Consider the following 20820-nt stretch of genomic DNA (forward strand, 5'->3'; position numbering starts at 1 on the left):
CGCGATGGCCCGGACAGACGGAGACAGCTGGGACCTGGCATCGAGCGTGGGCGCGACGGCCACGCTGGTCGCGACGGGTCGGGCGATCGCCAGTACCCACGAACACGGATTGATCGACGATCCGTTCGCGGCGCCGCTGGTGCGCGCCGTCGGGATCGAGGCGTTCACCAAGATGGTCGACGGCGAGCTGGACCTGGCCGTCCTCGACGCCGTCGCCCCGGACGCGGCGGCACGGGCACGTGCCAACATCGACGAAATGGCCGTGCGCACACGGTTTTTCGATGACTACTTCATTGCCGGTACGGAAAGCGGCATCCGGCAGGCGGTGATCCTGGCTTCCGGGCTGGACGCGCGCGCGTACCGACTGCCGTGGCCCGAGGGCACGGTGGTCTACGAGATCGACCAGCCCGAGGTCATCGAGTTCAAGACCCGCACCCTGGCGAGCCTCGGCGCCGAGCCGACGGCGCAGCGCCGGACCGTCCCGATCGATCTGCGTGAGGACTGGCCGGCCGCGTTGCGGGCGGCGGGCTTCGACCCGAGCCGGCCGACGGCGTGGCTGGCCGAGGGTCTGCTCATCTACCTGCCGCCGGAGGCGCAGGACAAGCTGTTCGACAACATTCACGAACTCAGCGCCCCCGGCAGTGCCGTGGCCACCGAATTCGTGCCGGGCCTCAAGGCTTTCGATGCGGACAAGGCGCGTGAGGCGGCTGCGGGGTTCCAGCAGCTCGGCTTGAACATGGACATGCCGTCGCTGGTCTACCACGGCGAAAGGCACTCCGCCGCAGACTATCTGGCGGCCAAGGGCTGGCAGATGACCGGCATCGGCCGGGTGGATCTGCATGCCCGGCACGGGCTGACGGCGACGGTCCTCGGCGACGACGACCCGATGCGCGAGATCATCTACATCAGCGGCACTCTCGGCTGAGTCACTAGAAGCGGTAATCCCCCAGCCAGAGCGCGCTGACCCCGGTCATCGACCGCTCGGCCTGGCCGAGGGCACCGACCAGGGACCGGCCGAGCAGCGCCGCCACCGCCTCCGGCAATGACGCCGCGGCGGGCTGCGAGGACGCCTTGGGCCGGACATGATCCAGCAGTGACGAGCCCGGGTAGTTGACGACCTTGGCGGTCGCGTCGGGATCGAGCCCGGCCAGCACCTTGGCCCGGCGCACAGCGGTCCGCAGCCCTCCGAGTTCGTCGACCAGGCCGTGTTCCAGCGCGTCGGAGCCGGTCCAGATGCGGCCGCGGGCCACCTGCTCGACAGCCTCGACCGGCAGGTTACGACCGTCGGCAACGCGTGCCACGAAGTCGGTGTAGAACAGGTCGGCCTCGGCCACGACGTGCGCGTGCTGCGCCTCGGTGAACGGCTGGTTCGCCGACCAGGCATCGGCATTCTCGTTGGTACGCACGGCATCTGATCCGACACCGAGCCGTTCCTTGAGCCCCTTGGTGACGAGCTTGCCCGTCACCACACCGATGGATCCGGTGATGGTGCCGGCGTTCGCGACGATGTGGTCGGCCGCCATCGACACGTAGTAGCCGCCCGACGCGGCGACCGCGCCCATCGACGCGACGACCGGCTTGCCCGCTTGGCGCAGCCGCGCCACTTCACGCCAGATGGTCTCCGAACCCGTGACCGCGCCTCCCGGGCTGTCCACTCGGAGCACGACGGCCGCGACGTCGTCGTCCGCGGCGGCTTCCCGCAGGGCGGCGGCGATGGTGTCGCCACCGACGCTCGACGGTCCGGGCGGGAAGGCGCTCGGGCCGCCGCGGCCGCTGACGATGGGCCCGGCCATGGTGACGACGGCGATGGTCGGCTTGTGCTTGACGCCCGGCAGCGGCGGAACCTCGGGCAGCGTGTGCCCCGCGGTGGCCTTGGCGTACCGGGACAGGAACAGCCGCGGCGGCGCGTCCTTGCCGTCGGCTTCCGCTGCGCCCCCGGTCAATTCGCCGACCCGGGCATACGCCTCGTCGCGGAAACCGATGCGGTCCACCAGCTTGGCCGCGACCGCGTCGTCGCGCAGCAGCGGCGCCCGGTCGACCAGGGCGTCGAGTTCGTCGGCGTCGACGCCGCGGGAATCGGCGATCGCGGTCAGCACCTGGGCGTGCAGGCTCTCGATGAGCCGGCCGTCGGCCTCGCGGTGTGGCTCCGTGTAGCGGTCCTGCGTGAACATGTTGGCCGCCGACTTGTACTCGCCGCGCGCCACGAACTGCGCCTCGATGCCGGCCTTGTCGAAGGCGTCGCGCAGGAACAGCGCATTGGTCGCGAAACCCACGAGACCGACGGTGCCCGACGGCTGCATCCACACTTCCCGGAACGCCGAGGCCAGGTAGTACGACATGGTGCCCGGATAGGTCTCGGCCCAGGCGATCGACGGCTTGACGGCGCTGAACGCGGCGATGGCGTCGCGCAGCTCCTGCACCGGGCCCGCTGCGGCAGCAGGTAATTGGACGCGGGCGATCAGCCCGGCGACGCGCTTGTCGTCGGCCGCGCGGTGGATGGCGGCCACGGCGTCGCGCAGCACGAGCGGCCGCGCGTTGCCCATGACGAAGGCGATCGGGTCGAAGCCGGCTGTCTCCGGCGGCACGGCCTGCAGGTCGAGTTCCAGTACGCAGCCGTTGGGCACGCCGTGGTGGCGCGCGGTGTCGACCTTGCGGACAAGGGCACGCAACTCATCGGGGCCGGGAAGACCGGGCAGGCTGGGCCGGAAAGCAAACATGATCCGAGCGTACCGACTCGCCGCCGACTGCCGAGCAGACGCAAAACTGTCCATTCCGGCGCTGAATTCGACAGTTTTACGTCTGCTCGCGGGAGAGGATCGACCCATGGTGCTCAAGGTGTCCGTCTCCCCCGACCTGGTCCACGGCGATGCCGACGACGGCTACGGCAAGGTCGCCGACGCGTTCCGGGCCAATTTCGCGGCCGGCGGTGAGGTCGGTGCCGCGCTGTGCGTCTACTGCGACGGCCGCAAGGTCATCGACATGTGGGGCGGCTACCGCGACGGCATCAGTAGGGCGCCGTGGCAGGCCGACACCATGGTCAACATGTTCTCGTCAACGAAAGGTGTTGCCGCCCTTGCCGTTGCGCACGCGGTGTCGAAAGGGCTCTTCGACTACGACGAGTGCGTCAGCACGTACTGGCCCGAGTTCGCCGCGCAGGACAAGGGCGACGTCACCGTTCGGCAGCTGCTGGCGCACCAGGCCGGGCTGTGTGTCCTGACCCCCAATCCCCTGCTGTCCGACATCGCCGACCCGGTGCGGCTCTCCGCCATCCTCGCGGCGCAGAAACCCGCATGGCAGCCCGGCACCCGGCACGGCTACCACGCCATCACCATCGGCTGGTACGAGTCCGAGCTGATCCGTCGCACCGACGGCCGCTCGCTCGGGCGTTATCTCGCCGAGGAGATCACCGGGCCGTCGGGTCTCGACCTGTACATCGGTCTGCCGGACTCGGTCGACCGCAACCGGATCGCCACGCTTCACCATTGGCAGCGATACGAGTCCTTGCGGCACCTCGACGTCATGCCGGCCGGGTTCCTGATCGGCAGCCTCAACCCACGTGGGTTGCTCGCCAGGACCGCCGCGATACCCGCCGATATCGACCCGTATGCCGGCGACTACAACACCGACAAGGTGCGCCGCGTCGAGATCCCGTCGGCCAACGGCACCGGGACGGCCCGCGCCCTGGCCGCCCTCTACGGCGCCGCGGCGACGGGCGGCAGCGAAATAGGTTTCACCCCAGAGACTTTCGATGCGTTGATCGCACCGCCCCGCAATCCGTCAGGCGGCACGCGCGACAAGGTGATGCACGCTGAGATCGCCTACGCACTCGGCTTCTGCAAGCCCATCCCGACGTTCGCCTTCGGCTCGTCGGGAAAGGCGTTCGGCACGCCCGGTTTCGGTGGCTCGTTCGGCTTCGCCGACCCGGACACCGGCGTCGGATTCGGTTACGTGATGAACCGGCTGGGGTTCCATCTGGTCAGCGATCCCCGTGAACTCGCGGTGCGCCAGGCCCTCTTCCACGACGTCCTCGGCGCCCGCCCACAGAACTGATTCCATCCGCGAGATCGACGTTCCGCACCGCCCGGACGGCGCGTCGCGTACATAACGCACGTGTCGCGGGGCTGGACCAGACGCAAAATGCCCCCGACACAACGGTCGGGGGCATCTGCGTCTGCTCGCGCAGCGAAGTTACAGCTCGGTCGCGCTACCACCGGCAGCGGTGATCGCCTCACGGGCGCTACCGCTGAACTTGTTGGCGGTGACGTCGACCTTGACGGCCAGCTTGCCGTCGCCGAGCACCTTGACCAGGGTGTTCTTGCGAACCAGGCCAGCGGCCACCAGCTCGTCCACACCGACGGTGCCGCCCTGCGGGAACGCCTTGGCGAGGTCGCCGACGTTCACCACCGCGTACTCCGTGCGGAAGCGGTTGCGGAAGCCCTTGAGCTTCGGCAGACGCATGTGGATCGGCATCTGGCCACCCTCGAACGTCACGGGGACGTTCTTGCGGGCCTTGGTGCCCTTGGTACCACGACCAGCGGTCTTACCCTTGGAGCCCTCACCACGACCGACGCGGGTCTTGGCCTTCTTGGACCCCGCGGCCGGCTTGAGGTCGTGCAGCTTGATGACGCTCATTTACGCCTCCTCAACCGTGACGAGGTGGTTGACCACCGCGAGCAGACCACGGGTCTGCGCGTTGTCCTCGCGAACGACGGACTGGCGGATCTTGCGCAATCCCAGCGTCCGCAGGCTCTCGCGCTGCTTCCACCGGGCACCCACGGTGCCGCGCACCTGGGTGATCTTCAGTTCAGCCATGATTATGCCGATCCTTCACGCGCTGCCGAGGCGGCGAGCGCTTCTGCCTCACGCCGGGCCCGCAGCATGCCGGCCGGCGCAACATCTTCGATGGGCAGGCCACGACGGGCCGCCACTTCCTCCGGACGCTGCAGCTGCTTCAGCGCGGCAACGGTGGCGTGCACCACGTTGATCGCGTTGTCGCTGCCCAGCGACTTGGCCAGGATGTCGTGCACGCCGGCGCATTCCAGCACCGCGCGAGCCGCACCACCGGCGATCACACCGGTACCCGGGCTGGCTGGGCGCAGCATCACGACACCGGCAGCGGCCTCGCCCTGAACCGGGTGCACGATGGTGCCACCGATCAGCGGGACGCGGAAGAAGCCCTTGCGAGCCTCCTCGACACCCTTGGCGATGGCGGCCGGAACTTCCTTGGCCTTGCCGTAGCCGACGCCCACCATGCCGTGGCCGTCACCGACGATCACCAGCGCGGTGAAGCTGAAGCGCCGACCACCCTTGACCACCTTCGAAACGCGGTTGATGGTGACAACGCGCTCGATGTAGTTGCTCTTCTCACCGCGGTCATCGCCACGGCCACGGCCACCACGGTCGTCGCGACGGCCCCGGCCGTCACGGTCGCCGCGGCCACCACGGTTGTCCTGCGCCGAACCGGCGCCAGCCTGGTCGGCCATCATGCAGTCCTTCCGGTCATCTTCAAGTAAGTCATTAGAACGTCAACCCGCTTTCACGAGCGGCGTCGGCGAGCGCGGCGATCCGGCCGCCGTAGCTGTAGCCACCGCGGTCGAAGACGACCTCGGAGATGCCGGCAGCCTTGGCACGCTCGGCGATCAGCTGACCCACGCGGGTGCTGACGGCCTTCTTGTCACCGTCGACGGCACGCACGTCGGCCTCGATGGACGACGCGGCGGCCAGCGTGGTGCCGGTCAGGTCGTCGATCACCTGGACGTGGATGTGCCGCGAGGAGCGGTTGACCATCAGACGCGGACGCTCGGCGGTGCCGGCGACCTTCTTGCGCAGACGGGCGTGACGACGCAGACGCGCCACCCGACGGGTCTCAGAGATGTTCTGGCCCAACGGCTTACGCTTGTCAGTCTCAGTGTTGGCCATTGCTACTTACCTGTCTTTCCGACCTTGCGGCGGATCTGCTCACCCTCGTAGCGAATGCCCTTGCCCTTGTACGGGTCGGGGCGACGCAGGCGGCGGATGACTGCCGAGATCTGGCCGACTTTCTGCTTGTCGATGCCGGACACCGAGAACTTCGTCGGGGTCTCGACTGCGAACGTGATGCCCTCGGGGGCCTCGATCAGCACCGGGTGGCTGTAGCCGAGCGCGAACTCCAGGTTCGAGCCCTTGGCCTGCACGCGGTAACCGACGCCGAAGATTTCCATCTTGGTGGTGTAGCCCTGCGTCACACCGGTCACCAGGTTGGCGATCAGGGTGCGGGACAGTCCGTGCAGCGAGCGGTTACGACGCTCGTCGTTCGGACGGGTGACCACGACGGCACCTTCGTCGTTGCGCGACACCTCGATGGGCTCGGCAACATCGAGTGCCAGGGTGCCCTTGGGGCCCTTCACGGCGATGTTCTGGCCGTCGATGGTCACATCGACGCCGGCCGGAATGACAACCGGCTGCTTTCCAATACGCGACATGTTCTCTGCCCCCTACCAGACGTAAGCGAGGACTTCGCCGCCCACGCCCTGTCGAGCTGCCTGGCGGTCGGTGAGCAGGCCGGAGGACGTGGAGATGATCGCCACGCCCAGGCCACCCAGAACCCGCGGCAGGTTGGTGGATTTCGCGTACACCCGCAGACCGGGCTTGGACACCCGGCGGAGGCCGGCGATGCTGCGCTCGCGGCTCGGGCCGTACTTGAGGGAAACAACGAGGCTCTTGCCCACGCGGGCGTCCTCGGTGCGGTAGTCGGTGATGTAACCCTCCTTCTTGAGGATCTCGGCGATGTTCGCCTTGATCTTCGAGTGGGGCAGGGTCACCTCGTCGTGGTACGCCGAGTTGGCGTTGCGCAGACGTGTCAAGAAGTCTGCGATCGGATCCGTCATTGTCATGACAGCGTTGATCAACCTTTCTCGCTGCGGTTCCCATGCATCACGCCCGTGTCGGTCCCACCTTGCGGTGGCTCGGCACGTCACATCGTGGGCCTGCTACGAAGTGTTTTCCCATATCTGACCGAGGTCGGTCAGGGGTCGTGCATCAGTAGTACAATCCAGTTTCAGAAGGCACATACCGATCGGCCATCGGACGAAAACGCCCATGGCAACCTGCCCAGTGTAGACAATGCGCAGCTCAGGGCCAAATCCGTGCTACTCAAGGGTTTGGCGTCCACGAATGTGCAGACAGATCGCCCGAACGGCACTTTTGACGATCTCTGTGCGCGCTCGCGAAGTCGCCTCGCCACACATCGCCACGAATGTGCAAAGAGCGCGTGGATCCGCCGTTCTGGACGATCTGTGTGCACGCTCGACGAGCCGCTACCGATGCGCACCGCTGCGCGAACGGAAAAGCCGCCCCGGTCACGAGGACCGGGGCGGCTTTCTACAGCGTCATGAGACGGGCAGAGTCACCAGCTGGACTTCTGCACGCCGGGCAGCTCGCCGGCGTGGGCCATCTCCCGCAGGCAGATTCGGCACAGGCCGAACTTGCGGAACACCGAGTGCGGGCGACCGCACTTGTTGCAGCGGGTGTAGCCACGCACCGCGAACTTCGGCTTCTTGTTGGCCTTGTTGACCAGAGCCTTCTTTGCCATTGTCAGTTCTCCTTGAACGGGAAGCCCAGGGCCCGCAGCAACGCACGGCCTTCGTCGTCAGTGGTGGCCGAGGTGACGACCGTGATGTCCATGCCGCGGGGGCGGTCGATCGAGTCGACGTCGATCTCGTGGAACATCGACTGCTCGTTGAGGCCGAAGGTGTAGTTGCCGCTGCCGTCGAACTGCTTGGCCGACAGACCACGGAAGTCGCGGATACGGGGCAGTGCGATGGAGATCAGGCGGTCCAGGAACTCCCACATGCGGTCGCCACGCAGGGTGACGCGGCAGCCGATCGGCATGCCCTCACGCAGCTTGAACTGCGCGATGGACTTGCGGGCCTTGCGGATTTCCGGCTTCTGACCGGTGATCAGCGTCAGGTCGTTGACCGCGCCGTTGATCAGCTTGGCGTCGCGGGCGGCGTCACCGACACCCATGTTGACGACAACCTTGACCACGCCGGGGATCTGCATGACGTTGGCGTAATTGAATTCGTTGTTGAGCGCGTCGCGGATCTCTTCGCGGTAACGCGTCTTCAGCCGGGGCTGAGTGTTTTCCACAGTGGTCATCTCAGATGTCCTTGCCATTGCGCTTGGAGATACGGACCTTCTTGCCGCTCTCCTCATCGACGCGGTAGCCGATGCGGGTCGCGTTACCGTCGGAGTCGACCACCATCACGTTCGAAACGTGGATCGGCGCCTCCTGGGTGACGATGCCACCCGACGATGCACCACGCTCGTTCTGAGACTGCGCGGTGTGCTTCTTGATCCGGTTGACGCCCTCAACGAGCACCTTGTTGCGGGTCGGGTAGGCCTCGATGACCTTGCCCTTGGCACCCTTGTCCTTGCCGGCGATGACCAGCACGGTGTCGCCCTTGTGCACCTTCATCACAAAACCTCCGGGGCCAGCGAGACGATCTTCATGAACTTCTTCTCGCGCAGTTCGCGACCGACCGGCCCGAAGATGCGGGTACCGCGGGGGTCATTGTCGTTCTTGATGATGACGGCGGCGTTCTCGTCGAACTTGATGTAGCTGCCGTCCGGCCGGCGGCGCTCCTTGACGGTGCGCACGACGACGGCCTTGACCACGTCACCACGCTTGACGTTGCCGCCGGGGATGGCGTCCTTGACGGTCGCCACGATGATGTCGCCGATGCCGGCGTAGCGCCGCGACGAGCCACCGAGCACGCGGATGCAAAGGATTTCCTTTGCGCCCGTGTTGTCGGCGACCTTGAGTCGCGATTCCTGCTGAATCACTCGATCTCCTGACCTGGGGTTTGTATGCACGCCAGATACCGACCTGGGCGTGCGCGGTCTTGTTGTCCAAGGGCACGCAGAGTCGGCGTGTGACCGGGGTCTGCCCTGGGCAACCCCTACATAGTAGGCGAGCAGCCATAACGCTCCAAATCGCTGCTCAAATCCCCGCGAGCGTCCGTGTTTGCACACCGACACACCGCCCCAGGCGCGCATTTCGGGCACGCTCGCGCGCGACGACCGTCCGCGGTCAGTTCACCAGCAGCCAGATGGACGTGATGGTCGCTGCCAGTGCGGCAGCGACCATCACGTCGGTCTCGGACAGCCCGGTGTCAGCCCCCGATGCCCCAGCCCAGAACGCGCGACGTCAGCAGCACCAGTGCCAGTGACACCGTCGCCACCACGACCAGGCCGATCACCGCGACGACGAGCGGGCGCCAGCCGGTGCGCGCGATCTGCCGGAAGTCGGTGGAGAGGCCGACGCCGGCGAAGGTCAGCAGGAAGGCCCACTTGGAGACTGCGGCGAGGTTCGCGATCTGCCCCTTGCTCAACAGCCCCGCGGTGACGACGGCCGAGACCGCCAGGAAGCCGAGCACGAACTTCGGGAACTTCTGCCAGACGAACGCGGCCTTGGCCTTGAGGCCCGGCGCGACGACGTCGGCCTCTCCCCTGGCGGCCCAGTAGATCGCGAAGCCGAGGACGACGAATCCGATCAGCGCGTTGCGGACCGACTTCACCAGGACGGCGGTCTTGCCGGCCTCGTCGGAGAAGAGGTAGCCGGTGGCGGTGGTCTCGGCGGTGTTGTCGACGGCGAGACCGGCCCACAACCCGAACTCGTGGTCGGTCAGCCCGATGGCGTGGCCCAGCGGCGGCAGTACGAACAGCGCGACGGCACCGAGCGCCAGGATCGACGCGATCGCGTAGCTGACGTCGGAGTTGCGGGCCCGGATGGCGCCCTTGGCCGCGATGATCGCCGACACCCCGCAGATCGATGTCCCGATGGCCAGCAGCGAGCCGAGCTTGCCGGACAGGCCGAACCACCGGGCCGCGGCGATGATGATGGCGCCGGCGACGGTCATGTCGATGAGGATCTGCACCAGGCTGGTGGCGCCGAGCTTGAGGACGTCGCCGAGGACGAACCGTGCACCCAGCAGGACGATGCCGATCTTCAGCCAGAATTCGTACGTGGCGACACCAGGGCGGAAAATCCGGTGCAGGCCAACGGTATTGGTGATGATCAACCCGAAGACGATGGCCCACAGCACGTATTCGATGTCGGGCACCCGCCAGTGCTGGTGCTTGGCCAGCGCCAGCCAGCCGATCTGGGCGTATTTGCCGGCCAGGCCCACCGCCACGAGGAGCAGCAGGCCCGGGATGTAGTCGAGGAACCGACGGGCGCCCGTGGATTCGGTGTGGTCGCCCGATTCGATGTGGTCGGCGGTATCAGCCGCTTCGACGGTCATCGCGTCACCAGCCGATCTTCGGCAGGACGCCGGCCACCGCGAGCGCGGTCACGGCCAGACCCAAAATCGTTGCCCACCAATCAGTCCCGACGCGGCTCACCCAGCTCTGCGTCACCTCGGTCTCAGTCATCACGCCTCTCCCGTCACCCGATGTGGGCTCATCGTTGCGGGCGCCGCGCCGACTGCACAGGGATCTGCTCGCGCTGAATCTCTTTGCCAGGGAAAACCAGAAGGAGGTCAGCCGAGGATCGCGTGCGCCAGCCGCGTCAGCGCGCCACTGATCTGCGCGACGGACAGGCCGCGTTCGCGTTGATGCAGGAAGTTCTCGGCGGCCAACGGCGCCAACAGAACGTCCACCAGCGCGTCCGGCTCGGGCACGTCAGCCTGCACCAGCAGGGCGCGTACGTGCGCGGCCCAGAAACCGTAGGCCCCCGTGCGGTAGCGGGCGCCACCGACCTCGGCGCCGAGCGCGAGATCCACGTGCTGGTCGAGAAGGTCGACCATGGCGGTATAGAACGCCGAAAGCCGTTCGGCCGGTGCGGCTCCCGGCCCGAGCGGCGGCGCTCCCGAGATCAGTTGACGCTGCAGGGCGCGCTCATGTTCGTCGAGCAGTGCGACGGCGATGGCCGCGGTGTTCGGGTAGCGCCGATACAGCGTGCCGCGCCCGACACCGGCCGCGGTGGCGATGTGTTCCATCGTGACGCTGCGTGGGTCACGACCGGCGAAGACCTCCGCGGCCGCGGCCAGAATCCGGGCGCGGTTGCGCGCGGCGTCGGCGCGCTCCGCGCCGCCGCCCGCATTGCCCGCGTCGTCGCCGAGCAGGTCACGACCGATGTCCACCACCGCACAATAACCCACTCAGGGAATAAGTGGACACATCGTCCAGTTAGTTGCATCATCTATCCGGACACAATGTCCACTTCTGAGAGGATGGCCATGACCACGTTGCTTCACCTGGACGCCAGCGCCCGGAACCCATCGATCAGCAGGCAGCTCAGCGCCGAGTTCGCGCAGGCCTGGCGCACTGCGGCGCCCGACGGCACCTACCGCTACCGCGACGTGGCGACCGATCCGGTGCCGTTCATCGACGCCGGCTGGACCGAGATCTGCGATGCGGCACTGGCTGCCGGCGTCACCGACCTCGACGAGCTGGCTGGTTTGGCACGCACCCCTGCCCAAACCGCGGCCTGGGCCGTCGTCGAGCCATTGCTGGCCGAATTGCGGTCTGCCGACGTCGTGCTGATCGGCACACCCATGTACAACTACTCGATTCCGGCCGCCCTGAAGGCCTGGCTGGACCAGGTGACGTTTCCGCGAATGTCGTTGGCGCCGCGCCGATTCGTGGTCGCCACCGCCAGGGGCGGCGCTTACTCGCCGGGCTCACCCAAGGCGGCCTTCGACTATCAGGAGAGGTTCCTGCGTGACTTCTTCGCCGGGCATTTCGCCGTCACCGACACCGTGTTCATCAACGCCGAACTGGCCAACTCCCGCGTCGATCCCACGCTCGCCCAGTTCCGGGCCGGGCACGACGCCTCCCTGACGGCCGCGCTGGGCACTGCACGCGTGTTGGCCGCGGAGTACGCGAAATGAGCTGGCTCATCCTCGCTTTGGCCGGCGGTGTGGAGATCGCCTGGTCCCAGAGCATCAAACCGACCGACGGGTTCACCCGCCTGCTGCCGACCATCGTCTGCGTTCTGGTCGGCGCGTTGTCGGTGTATCTGTTGTCCTTGGCGATGCGGACCCTGCCGGTCGGCACCGCCTATGCGGTTTTCACCGGCATCGGCGCCGTCGGGGCCATCGCCATCGGGGTGCTGGTCCACAAGGACCCACTCAACGCCGGTCGTGCGGTGGCGTTGTCGATGATCGTCGGCGGAATCGTGTTGGCCCGCTTGACCAATCCCGAATGATGAGCGCCGCTCAGCCCAGCCGAATACCGAAGTCCCCCAGCAGGACCGGCTTGGCCGCGTCCAGCCCTTTCGAGCCGGCGGGTCCCTGCAACTGCAGCGCAACGAGGTAGTCCCCGTTGTTGGTCCACACGTGCACGATGCGGTCCGCGTAATCGCTGCCGGCGCCGGGCTTGTCGGCGAGGACGCCCATCAGCTTCTGTCCGCTGTAACCGCACAATTCGTCGGGCAGGATGCTGACGCTGTTGAACTCGTGGCCCGCGATGCGCGCATCGGCGTACTGCTGGAACGCGGCCGCGGCATCGAGCGGTGTCGGGCTGATCTTCACGGTGCCGGTCAGGCCGTCGGGGCCGGTCAGGTTCAGCGCGACGTCACCGGAAGCAGGTGCCCCCGGGCTGAATCCGTCGGGCACCGCGACGACGACGGTCGGTGCGCCGGGGGCTCCGGTGGCCGCGGTCATGGTCTGGGCGGGCGGGCCCGGCGGGTCACAGACCTGATCGCCCGCCGAGACCGGCCGTTTCGTCGTCTCGACCACGCCGTAGGCAGGCAGGTCGGGCATCTTCGACCCGGACGCCGACGTCGAAGTGGCGGACGCCGCCGGCGAACTTGCGGCCGTCGTCGTGGTGCCGCCGGATTTCGTTGTATCGGACGGCTTCTCGCCGGCCTTGCCACCGCAGGCTGCCAGCAGCAGCGCCGCCGACAACCCGACGGCGCACCGCATGTTCGTTCCGCTCATCGCAGTCCCCTAGTCCTTGCAGAACGCCTTGGCCAGCTCCTGTTCGACGTCAAGATACGGCGTACCGGAGATGTCGACGACGACTTTGGCGATGGTGCCGCCGACGAAGGGATACGGGGCCCGGTAGCGGTTCGACACCGGCTGGCCCGCATTGCGCCCGACCGCGACACCGCCACCGGCGAGCCCGAAAGTGCCAGGGTGCGCGCGGACGTCGGGGCGGGCCGCCACCACCGCATCGTCGATGCGCAGTTCGACGGTGCCGAGCGGCGTGTGACTGCCTTCGACAGTGCCGGTTCGGTCGTAGTGGACGCCGAAAACGTGCCGCCCCAAGGGCAATGGATCGAGCGCGGACACCCATTGTTCGTCCTCGCCCATGAAGTTGTAGACGTACTGAAGCCGGCCATCCTGGACGAACAGCACATGTCCACCGTGACCGGCGCCCTGCTTGAAGAGCACCCCGGCGGCAGCGGCCGATTCGACGTCGACCTCGGCCAGCACCGAGAACGACTGACCCCGCAGTTCGACGGCGGCACCGATACCCACCTCGGCGGTATCCGGGTAGTAGGTGAAGGTCTGCCGGTCCCGCATCAGGTAGGGGCGGTCGCGCAACAGCGTCTCGAACACATTGAGGTCGGCCAGCGGCAGGCCGTTGTACTTGGCGGCCTCGGCGAACCAGAGTTCTTGCATTTCAGCGAGTTTCGCCGGATTCTCCGCGGCGAGGTCATGGCACTGACTGCGGTCGGCTTCGATGTGGAACAGCTCCCAGCGATCCTTGTCGAAGTGCGACCACCCCGACGGCGTCGCAGCGTGCACGGTGTTGGCGAACCAGCCGTCGTGCCAGATGCCACGCGTGCCGAGCATCGCGTAGAACTGCGTCGTCTTACCGGTGTCGGCCGCCGAGTCTGCCAGGGCCGCTTTGAAACTCACACCTTCCAGCGGCCGCTGCGGCACCCCCCGCACCTCGGTCGGCGGCGCGATGCCCAACAGGTCGTAGACCGTCGGGGTGATGTCGGCGACGTTGACGTAGTTGTCGCGAACCTCGCCGTGTGCGGCGATTCCGTTGGGCCAGCTGATGATTGCGGTGTCGGCGATGCCACCTTCATGAGAGGCGTAACGCTTGAACAGCTTGTAGGGCGTGTTGAACGCCATCGCCCAGCCGATCGGATAGTGGTTGTAGGTGTCCGGCGAGCCCAGCGTGTCGAAGTACCGCATGCTCTCTTCGACGGTGTCGATGTAGCCGTTGAAGAATTTGTTCTCGTTGACCGAGCCGTTCGGGCCGCCTTCACCGCTGGCCCCGTTGTCCGCGATGACGACGATCAGCGTGTTGTCGAGCTGCCCGGACTCCTCCAGATAGTCGAGAATCCGGCCGATCTGCGCGTCGGTGTACGACAGGAAGCCGGCGAACACCTCGGCCATGCGGGCGAACAGCTTCTTCTCGTCGTCGCTCAGCCCGTCCCACGGCCGCACCGTGTCCTGCAGCGGCCATGGCTCACCGTTGGGCCCCTTGACGTCCAGATACGGATTCATCGGCGAGAGTTCGGTGTCGGGCGGCACGATGCCGAGGCGCTTCTGGTTCTCCAGCACCAGGTCGCGGTAGACCTCGTAGCCCATGTCGAACCTGCCGGCGTACTTGTCGGCCCACTCCTTGAACACGTGGTGCGGTGCGTGCCCGGCGCCCGGGCAGACGTAGGAGAACCAGGGCTTGTCCGGCGCGATGACCTTGGCGTCGCGGATGAACTCGATGGTCTTGTCCGCCAGGTCTTTTGACAGGTGGTAGCCCTCTTCGGGGGTGGCCGGCGGGGCGACGGGGTGGTTGTCGTACACCAGCTCCGGGTACCACTGGTCGGTCTCGCCGCCCATGAAGCCGTAGAAGCGTTCGAAGCCCCGTGACAGCGGCCAGTGCCGTTTGGTGGATGCGAGGTTCGACTCCTCCAACGGTGTCAGATGCCACTTGCCGACGCAGTAGGTGTTCCAGCCTTTCTCGGCCAGCACCTCGGACAGCAGCGCGGTCTCAAAAGGTATGCGGCCGTGGCAGTTCGGGAAGCCGTCGGTGAACTCCTCGATGGTCGCCATGCCCACCGAGGTGGCGTTGCGGCCGGTGAGCAGCGACGCCCGTGTCGGCGAGCACAACGCGGTGGTGTGGAACTGCGACAGCCGCACCCCCTTGTCGGCGATGCGGCGCATGGCCGGCATGTCGACGAGGCCGCCGAAACAGTCCCAGGTGGCGATACCGGTGTCGTCCCACACCAGGTACAGCACGTTGGGCGCGCCCGCCGGTGCGACCGGTGCCGCATAGGGTGCCCAGTCGGGCTCCGAGTCGCGGATGTCGAGTTCGATCTTGCCCTGGAATTCAGTTGCCATGACGCCTCGTCCCGGTCAGTGCCCGCCGATCCCGGCGATTTGCCCGGAGATTACACCCGGGAGCTGGGCTGCGCCCCGGATATTGACGGTCACGCACCCGGTGGTGAGTTCAGGGACGGACTGCCCTGATCGCCTCGCGTCGATTGGCCACGGCAAGCTTGCGGTAGATCGACCGTTGGTGGGTTTTCAGCGTGTTCAGCGAGACCCCCATCCGGTCGGCGATCTCCTGTGATGTCATCGCGGTGCGCAAGTGCGCCAGCACCTCGAGCTCGCGCGGAGTCAGTGCCGATGCCGATGACGCCGCCTTGGGCCGCTCGACCAGCACCAGGGCTTCGGCCAGGAACTCTTGATACGCGGTGGTCGGCAGGTGCGCCGCAAGCAACTCCCGGCTGACCCGGTCCGTGTTGTCGACGAACTGGTACCGCACCTGCTCCTCGCGCGCCAGACCGAGCACGGTCTCCAAGCCCCGATGTGCGGCGGCGGCGCGGCCCTGCTGCCAGTCGAGCAAGGCCAGCGTCAGGAGCGCGTAGACCTCGACGTTGACGGGCGCCTCGACCGCCAGCGCCTGGCGCGCCAACCGGTCCGCCAGGTCCGGGGCGGCAAGCCGACGGCACATCCCGGACAGCACCGCAGAGATCATCGGAACATGTTCGCGGCCAACGATACTGGCGGCACCCTCGAGCGCCTCCTGACGGCGGCCACGGGCCTCCGCCAAGCGGGCCCGGCTGGCGGTCTTGTAACTGTTCCACGGCACCCCGTGGGTGTCGAGGTCCGGCATCCGGCGGACGGTGGCTTCCGCGACTTCCAGGACGTTTTCCACGCCGAGCGTCGCAGCGGCGAACGCGAGCATCATCCGTCCGGTGTCCGGATACCCCACGCCCACAGTCGCACTCACCGAAACGAGGTAGTCGACGGCAACGTCCATCTCGCCACGCCAAAGGCTGATCCAGCCGGCGGTGAAGCGCTCGATGCCGTCGCCGTCGTGCGCCAGCCACAGCTCGGGTGACGGGTCGGCGACCGCCTGGGCGGACCGGAGTGCGTCGAGGGCCCTGTCGAACTCTCCCGCGTGTGCCGCGGCGAATGCCAGGTTCTGTCGGGCCCGGTGGGCCACCTCTGTCAGCCCCAGCACCGTGCATTCGTGAACGGCAGACTCCAGATACGCCGAACCGCGCGAAGGCCCTCGGCGCAATCTCGAGTCGGCCCAGCCGATGACGAAGAGCGCGCACGCGTATGCCCGCGGCGCCACCACGTCGTGGTCCGCCAGTACCGCCTCCGCACGGGCCGCGGCGGCGGCCATCGCGTCACGATCGTCAGCTACCAGGATCGTGCACAGGTCCGCGATGAACTCCAAGCGACGCGGATCGGCGTCGGCGGTTACCGCAGACCTGGCGCGGTCGAAAAGCAAAGCCGCCGTGACACTGTCGCCTGCCATCGCCCGGCATGAGGCGCGGACCATGAGGACTTCGGGTTTCTCGCCGAAAGCCTGACTCAGGCGCGCACAGGCGTCATCCAGCGCCTCCGACCGAGACTGCAGCAGCAATTCCAGCCAGTGGTCGGCGATGATCTCGAACCCGGCATGGGGATCGTCGCTGCGGATCGCGCACTCGACCGCCTCCAACGGGTACGTGGCGGCCAGCTCGACAGCGGCGATCCGGTTCAGGCGCTGCCACTCACCGGGCCGGGTGCGGCGGAGAATTTCGCGGCAGTGCCGGACGAAGATCGCGTGCCATTGGTAGAAGGCGCTCTCCCCTGCACCGAACTGTTCCACGAACAGTCCGGAGCCCACGCACTCTCGCAACAACGACACCGCGTCTGCCCGTCCGGACAACGCGACAGCGAGTCGTTCGTCGAGCCGTGCACAGACCGTAACGCTGAGCACGAAGTCGGCGAGCTCGGGCCGCAACCGCGAGAGCACGGCGGTTTCGAGGTACTCGGTGAGGTCGGCGAAGGAGGCCGACAACGGCGCACTACCCGACACCAGCATCAACCTGACGGCCGCCGGCCATCCGCCAGTGGCTGCCGAAATATCCTCGACGCCAACAGCTTCCACCGGGACGCCCGATCGACGTGCCAGCGCAGCGATGTCGTCATGAGTGAATGCGAGGTCATTGGCCCCGATCACCGCGACGTGGTCATGCACCCGAAGACGCGACCATTCAGGTCCGACCGAATCCGTGGTCGCCAGGACGAAACTGAGCCACGGCGGCCCCAGCTCGATCAGCTCGAGGACGTCGGCTTCGCGCCAGGCCGCGCGCGCCTGCTGAAAGTCGTCGATGACCACCGTCAACGGCCCGAGTGGGTCTATCTCCATCAATGCCGCCACCGCGGACGGGTACGACGACGTCTGCAGCACCTCGGCCACCTCGGCAATCTGCCGCCCCAGCCCGTCATCGCCGGCCGCACGCGCGCTGTTGCCCATCGCGGTCAGCAGACCGCGCAGCACATCGTCACGGTTGGCGACGCGCACTGTCAGCGTCAGCCAGGCAACCGAGCCCGGTTTGTTCGCCGCCCGTTGCGCGGCCCATTGCGACAACGCCACGGTCTTGCCGTAACCCGACGGCGCTGCGACGACGATCGCCCGTTTGCGCTCGCATTCCGCATCCAGCAACCGACTGATCGACCGGCGCGACAGCATGTCCGGCCGGGCGACCGGGATCGTGGCGAGATACCAGGGCACCGGCCGCATCGCAGAAGTTCCGTCCGCCGCCACCGCCCAAAAATACCGGATACAAGAATGCCGATCTATCTCACCCGAAAAGGGTGATGGCGATTGCTCGACCATTTTTTGTCGCTTCGCCGAATTCGCTGAAATTGCTCTTGGTCACGAAAACCCGTTGGCCCGTGAGGAAATCCGACGCGCCGAATTACGAGCGCCGATCGTCAGAATGGCTGCGAACAATGCAGATCTTTTCAATAATGGCGCCATGGCATCCGATATCTCACCGTCCGAGCCCGCTCCCGAATCCACCGGCCCGAAGCTGTCCCGACGCTCGATGATCGGTGGGCTGGCCGCCGCGGCCGGCGTCGCCGCGGGGTCGTCGATCATCGCGGGGTGTGACAACGACAAGAGTGGTACGGCGAGCGAGGGTGACGGCAGCGCCGCCGCCAACGATGTGATGAAGGATTTCCACGGCGAAGTCAAACTCGACATCCGGGATTCGAAGCCCGACTGGGGGCCCTGGGAGCTCAAGCACGCGCCTGACGGCGCGCCCAATGTACTGGTCGTGCTCTACGACGACACCGGGTTGGCCTCGTGGTCCCCGTACGGCGGACGGATCAACATGCCGACGATGCAGAAGTTGGCCGACAACGGCCTGATCTATTCGCAGTGGCACACCACCGCACTGTGCTCACCTACCCGCTCCTGCATGCTCACCGGCCGCAACCACCACGTGAACAACTTCGCGAACATCGCCGAGGCCACTATCGGTTTCCCCGGCGCTTCGGGCCGACTGCCTGATGAGTGCGCCACGATCGGCCAGATTCTGCAGGAGAACGGCTACAGCACCTTCTGGGTGGGCAAGGACCACAACGTCCCCGAAGAAGACCTGGCCAGCGGCGGCAGCAAGTCGCAGTGGCCGGTGCAGAAAGGGTTCGACCGGTTCTACGGATACATCGGCGGCGAGACCAACCAGTGGTACCCGGATCTGGTCGAGGACAACCGCTACATCGAACAACCGTATTCACCGGAGCAGGGCTACCATCTGTCCAAAGACCTTGCCGACCAAGCACTTCGGATGCTGCGAGACCAGCGCGCAACCAACCCGTCCAAGCCTTGGTACATGTGGTTCTGCCCCGGTGCCAACCACGCGCCGCACCACAGCCCGACCGAGTATGCGGCGAAGTACAAGGGGCAGTTCGACGACGGCTACGAGGCCTACCGCGAGTGGGTGCTGCAGCGCATGAAAGACAAGGGCATCATGCCCAAAGACACCAAGCTGACGCCCATAAATCCGCTGCCGAAAGACGTCTCGATGGCAGCAGACGAGGTGCGGCCGTGGAACACCCTGAGTCCCGACGAGAAGAAGCTGTTCTCCCGGATGGCCGAGGTGTTCGCCGGGTTCTCCGAGTACACCGACGCCCAGGTCGGCCGCATCGTGGAATACCTCGAGCAGACCGGCCAGATGGACAACACGCTGATCTTCTACTGCGCGGACAACGGCGCATCGGGCGAGGGTTCACCCAACGGGTCGGTCAACGAGAACAAGTTTTTCAACAACTACCCCGATGACCTGGCCGAGAACATGAAGATGATCGACAGCCTGGGCACGCCCGCCACCTACAACCATTATCCGACCGGCTGGGCGGTCGCGTTCTCGACCCCGTTCCAGATGTTCAAGCGCTACTCCCAGTTCTCCGGCGGCACCTGCGACCCACTGGTCATCCACTGGCCCAAGGGCATCAAGGCGAAGGGCGAGGTGCGCCACCAGTACCACCACGTCACCGACATCGTGCCCACGATCCTCGACGTGATCGGGCTGCAGATGCCCGACACCTATCGTGGTGTGCCCCAGTTCCCGCTGACCGGAGTGTCGATGAAGTACACCTTCGACGCCAAGCCGGCGGACGCCTCAAAGAAGAAGAACCAGTACTACGCGATGCTGGGCACCCGCGGGATCTGGCAGGACGGCTGGAAGGCTGCCGCCCTTCATGTTCCGTTGAGCGGCAAGGGCCACTTCGACCAGGACAAGTGGGAGCTGTTCCACGTCGACGAAGACCGCTCCGAATCAACGGATCTCGCCGACCAGCACCCGGAGAAGCTCAAAGAGCTGCAGGACGCCTGGTTCAGCGAAGCCAAGAAGAACTTCGTGCTGCCGCTGGATGACCGGACGCCGGTCGAGCTCACCAGCACCCCGCGCCCGCAGTTCGAGCCGTCGCGCGACCAGTACCTGTACTACCCCGACGCCTCACCGGTGCCCGAGTCGGTTGCGGTCAACATCCGAGGCAAGTCGTACAAGATCGACTCCAACGTCGACCTGACGCCGCGGGCCCAGGGAGTGATCTTCGCGCACGGTTCGAGGTTCGGCGGGCATGCCCTGTTCATCAAGGACAACAAGCTGTTCTACGTGTACAACTTCCTCGGGATTCCGCCCGAGCAGGTGTTCAGCTCACCGCCGCTGACGCCCGGCAAGCACAACCTCGGTATGGAGTTCATCCGGGAGACCAGCGGCACACACGGCGAATCGGTCGGTACCACAAAGCTTTACGTCGACGGCCGCGTCGTCGCTCAGGGGCCGATGCGAGCACAGATCGGTAGGTTCACCCTGGCCGGCGACGGCCTGTGTGTGGGCTTCGACAGCGGTGACAATGTGTCGAACCTCTACCAGAACCCCGGCCGATTCACCGGGGGCACCATCAACGTGGTCGCCGTCGACGTCAGCGGCAAGTCGTACGTCGACCTCGACAAGGAAGCCGCCGGCGCATTCGCGCGGGACTGAGTTGAAACAAGGTGGGGGCACCGGTTCGGCGGGTGCCCCCAAGCCCGAAATCTGTTCTCGCAATTGCCCCGAATCAGCCATCGGGGCGGCTCTACTAT

General features: G+C 66.6%; 22 protein-coding genes. 5 read left to right on the plus strand and 17 right to left on the minus strand.

Features of this window, described 5'->3' with window-relative positions:
• Nucleotides 1-4: 4 nt before the first annotated feature.
• Complete coding sequence (locus tag ACJH6I_RS06965; protein WP_406783887.1) at nt 5-925, plus strand: class I SAM-dependent methyltransferase; 921 nt, start codon at nt 5-7, stop codon at nt 923-925.
• A 4-nt stretch (nt 926-929) separates the two neighbouring features.
• Here ACJH6I_RS06965 and sppA read toward each other — a convergent pair whose 3' ends face one another.
• On the minus strand, nt 930-2717 hold the full coding sequence (gene sppA / locus ACJH6I_RS06970) for a signal peptide peptidase SppA (protein ID WP_226519476.1): 1788 nt from the start codon (nt 2715-2717) through the stop codon (nt 930-932).
• A 106-nt stretch (nt 2718-2823) separates the two neighbouring features.
• On the opposite strand from sppA, the gene ACJH6I_RS06975 reads away from it, so the two are divergent.
• Nucleotides 2824-4050 carry a serine hydrolase domain-containing protein gene (locus ACJH6I_RS06975; protein WP_226519477.1) on the plus strand — a complete coding sequence of 409 codons (1227 nt, stop codon included), beginning with the start codon at nt 2824-2826 and terminating at the stop codon, nt 4048-4050.
• A gap of 138 nt (nt 4051-4188) precedes the next feature.
• Here the strand turns inward: ACJH6I_RS06975 and rplO are convergent, their stop codons facing one another.
• The 13 genes from rplO to ACJH6I_RS07040 form a co-directional block, all read right to left on the minus strand.
• Nucleotides 4189-4632, minus strand: coding sequence for a 50S ribosomal protein L15 (rplO, locus tag ACJH6I_RS06980; protein WP_020101429.1), 444 nt, complete (start codon nt 4630-4632; stop codon nt 4189-4191).
• Entirely contained in the window at nt 4633-4812 is a 180-nt protein-coding gene (gene rpmD / locus ACJH6I_RS06985; RefSeq protein WP_020101428.1) for a 50S ribosomal protein L30, read from the minus strand.
• A gap of 2 nt (nt 4813-4814) precedes the next feature.
• On the minus strand, nt 4815-5483 hold the full coding sequence (rpsE, locus tag ACJH6I_RS06990; RefSeq protein WP_029105211.1) for a 30S ribosomal protein S5: 669 nt from the start codon (nt 5481-5483) through the stop codon (nt 4815-4817).
• A gap of 34 nt (nt 5484-5517) precedes the next feature.
• Nucleotides 5518-5919 (minus strand): 50S ribosomal protein L18, encoded by a 402-nt coding sequence (rplR, locus tag ACJH6I_RS06995; RefSeq protein WP_020101426.1) that lies wholly within the window; start codon nt 5917-5919, stop codon nt 5518-5520.
• A 2-nt stretch (nt 5920-5921) separates the two neighbouring features.
• Nucleotides 5922-6461: a 50S ribosomal protein L6 gene (gene rplF, locus ACJH6I_RS07000; RefSeq protein WP_226519478.1), complete on the minus strand. Its 540-nt coding sequence runs from the start codon at nt 6459-6461 to the stop codon at nt 5922-5924.
• Nucleotides 6462-6473: 12 nt separating this feature from the next.
• Nucleotides 6474-6872: a 30S ribosomal protein S8 gene (gene rpsH, locus ACJH6I_RS07005; protein ID WP_020101424.1), complete on the minus strand. Its 399-nt coding sequence runs from the start codon at nt 6870-6872 to the stop codon at nt 6474-6476.
• A 512-nt stretch (nt 6873-7384) separates the two neighbouring features.
• Complete coding sequence (locus tag ACJH6I_RS07010) at nt 7385-7570, minus strand: type Z 30S ribosomal protein S14 (protein WP_005197641.1); 186 nt, start codon at nt 7568-7570, stop codon at nt 7385-7387.
• Between the two features lie 2 nt (nt 7571-7572).
• Nucleotides 7573-8136, minus strand: a complete 564-nt coding sequence (rplE, locus tag ACJH6I_RS07015; RefSeq protein ID WP_020101422.1) for a 50S ribosomal protein L5 — start codon at nt 8134-8136, stop codon at nt 7573-7575.
• A 1-nt stretch (nt 8137) separates the two neighbouring features.
• Complete coding sequence (gene rplX, locus ACJH6I_RS07020) at nt 8138-8455, minus strand: 50S ribosomal protein L24 (protein WP_020101421.1); 318 nt, start codon at nt 8453-8455, stop codon at nt 8138-8140.
• A complete protein-coding gene (gene rplN / locus ACJH6I_RS07025) occupies nt 8455-8823 on the minus strand; it encodes a 50S ribosomal protein L14 (protein ID WP_020101420.1) in 369 nt (122 codons plus the stop codon). Before rplN ends, rplX begins: the two co-directional genes overlap by 1 nt.
• A gap of 329 nt (nt 8824-9152) precedes the next feature.
• Nucleotides 9153-10283: a YeiH family protein gene (locus ACJH6I_RS07030; RefSeq protein ID WP_226519479.1), complete on the minus strand. Its 1131-nt coding sequence runs from the start codon at nt 10281-10283 to the stop codon at nt 9153-9155.
• A gap of 4 nt (nt 10284-10287) precedes the next feature.
• The gene (locus tag ACJH6I_RS07035) at nt 10288-10413 is read right to left on the minus strand and encodes a hypothetical protein (protein ID WP_020101418.1); all 126 of its coding nucleotides are present in this window, start codon (nt 10411-10413) and stop codon (nt 10288-10290) included.
• A 107-nt stretch (nt 10414-10520) separates the two neighbouring features.
• On the minus strand, nt 10521-11123 hold the full coding sequence (locus ACJH6I_RS07040) for a TetR/AcrR family transcriptional regulator (protein ID WP_226519480.1): 603 nt from the start codon (nt 11121-11123) through the stop codon (nt 10521-10523).
• Between the two features lie 96 nt (nt 11124-11219).
• Between ACJH6I_RS07040 and ACJH6I_RS07045 the strand changes: the two genes are divergently transcribed.
• Entirely contained in the window at nt 11220-11873 is a 654-nt protein-coding gene (locus tag ACJH6I_RS07045) for an FMN-dependent NADH-azoreductase (protein ID WP_226519481.1), read from the plus strand.
• Nucleotides 11870-12190 carry a multidrug efflux SMR transporter gene (locus ACJH6I_RS07050; RefSeq protein ID WP_226519482.1) on the plus strand — a complete coding sequence of 107 codons (321 nt, stop codon included), beginning with the start codon at nt 11870-11872 and terminating at the stop codon, nt 12188-12190. Before ACJH6I_RS07045 ends, ACJH6I_RS07050 begins: the two co-directional genes overlap by 4 nt.
• A 10-nt stretch (nt 12191-12200) precedes the next feature.
• Here the strand turns inward: ACJH6I_RS07050 and ACJH6I_RS07055 are convergent, their stop codons facing one another.
• The 3 genes from ACJH6I_RS07055 to ACJH6I_RS07065 all read right to left on the minus strand — a co-directional run bounded on the left by ACJH6I_RS07055 (nt 12201) and on the right by ACJH6I_RS07065 (nt 17994).
• The gene (locus tag ACJH6I_RS07055; RefSeq protein ID WP_226519483.1) at nt 12201-12923 is read right to left on the minus strand and encodes a hypothetical protein; all 723 of its coding nucleotides are present in this window, start codon (nt 12921-12923) and stop codon (nt 12201-12203) included.
• Nucleotides 12924-12932: 9 nt separating this feature from the next.
• Entirely contained in the window at nt 12933-15284 is a 2352-nt protein-coding gene (locus tag ACJH6I_RS07060) for an arylsulfatase (protein ID WP_226519484.1), read from the minus strand.
• A 109-nt stretch (nt 15285-15393) separates the two neighbouring features.
• Nucleotides 15394-17994 (minus strand): LuxR C-terminal-related transcriptional regulator, encoded by a 2601-nt coding sequence (locus ACJH6I_RS07065; protein ID WP_226519485.1) that lies wholly within the window; start codon nt 17992-17994, stop codon nt 15394-15396.
• A 214-nt stretch (nt 17995-18208) separates the two neighbouring features.
• Between ACJH6I_RS07065 and ACJH6I_RS07070 the strand changes: the two genes are divergently transcribed.
• Nucleotides 18209-20722: an arylsulfatase gene (locus tag ACJH6I_RS07070; protein WP_226519486.1), complete on the plus strand. Its 2514-nt coding sequence runs from the start codon at nt 18209-18211 to the stop codon at nt 20720-20722.
• The last annotated feature ends 98 nt before the right edge of the window (nt 20723-20820 follow it).

This window comes from Mycobacterium sp. SMC-13, from assembly GCF_045311035.1.
Lineage (GTDB): Bacteria > Actinomycetota > Actinomycetes > Mycobacteriales > Mycobacteriaceae > Mycobacterium.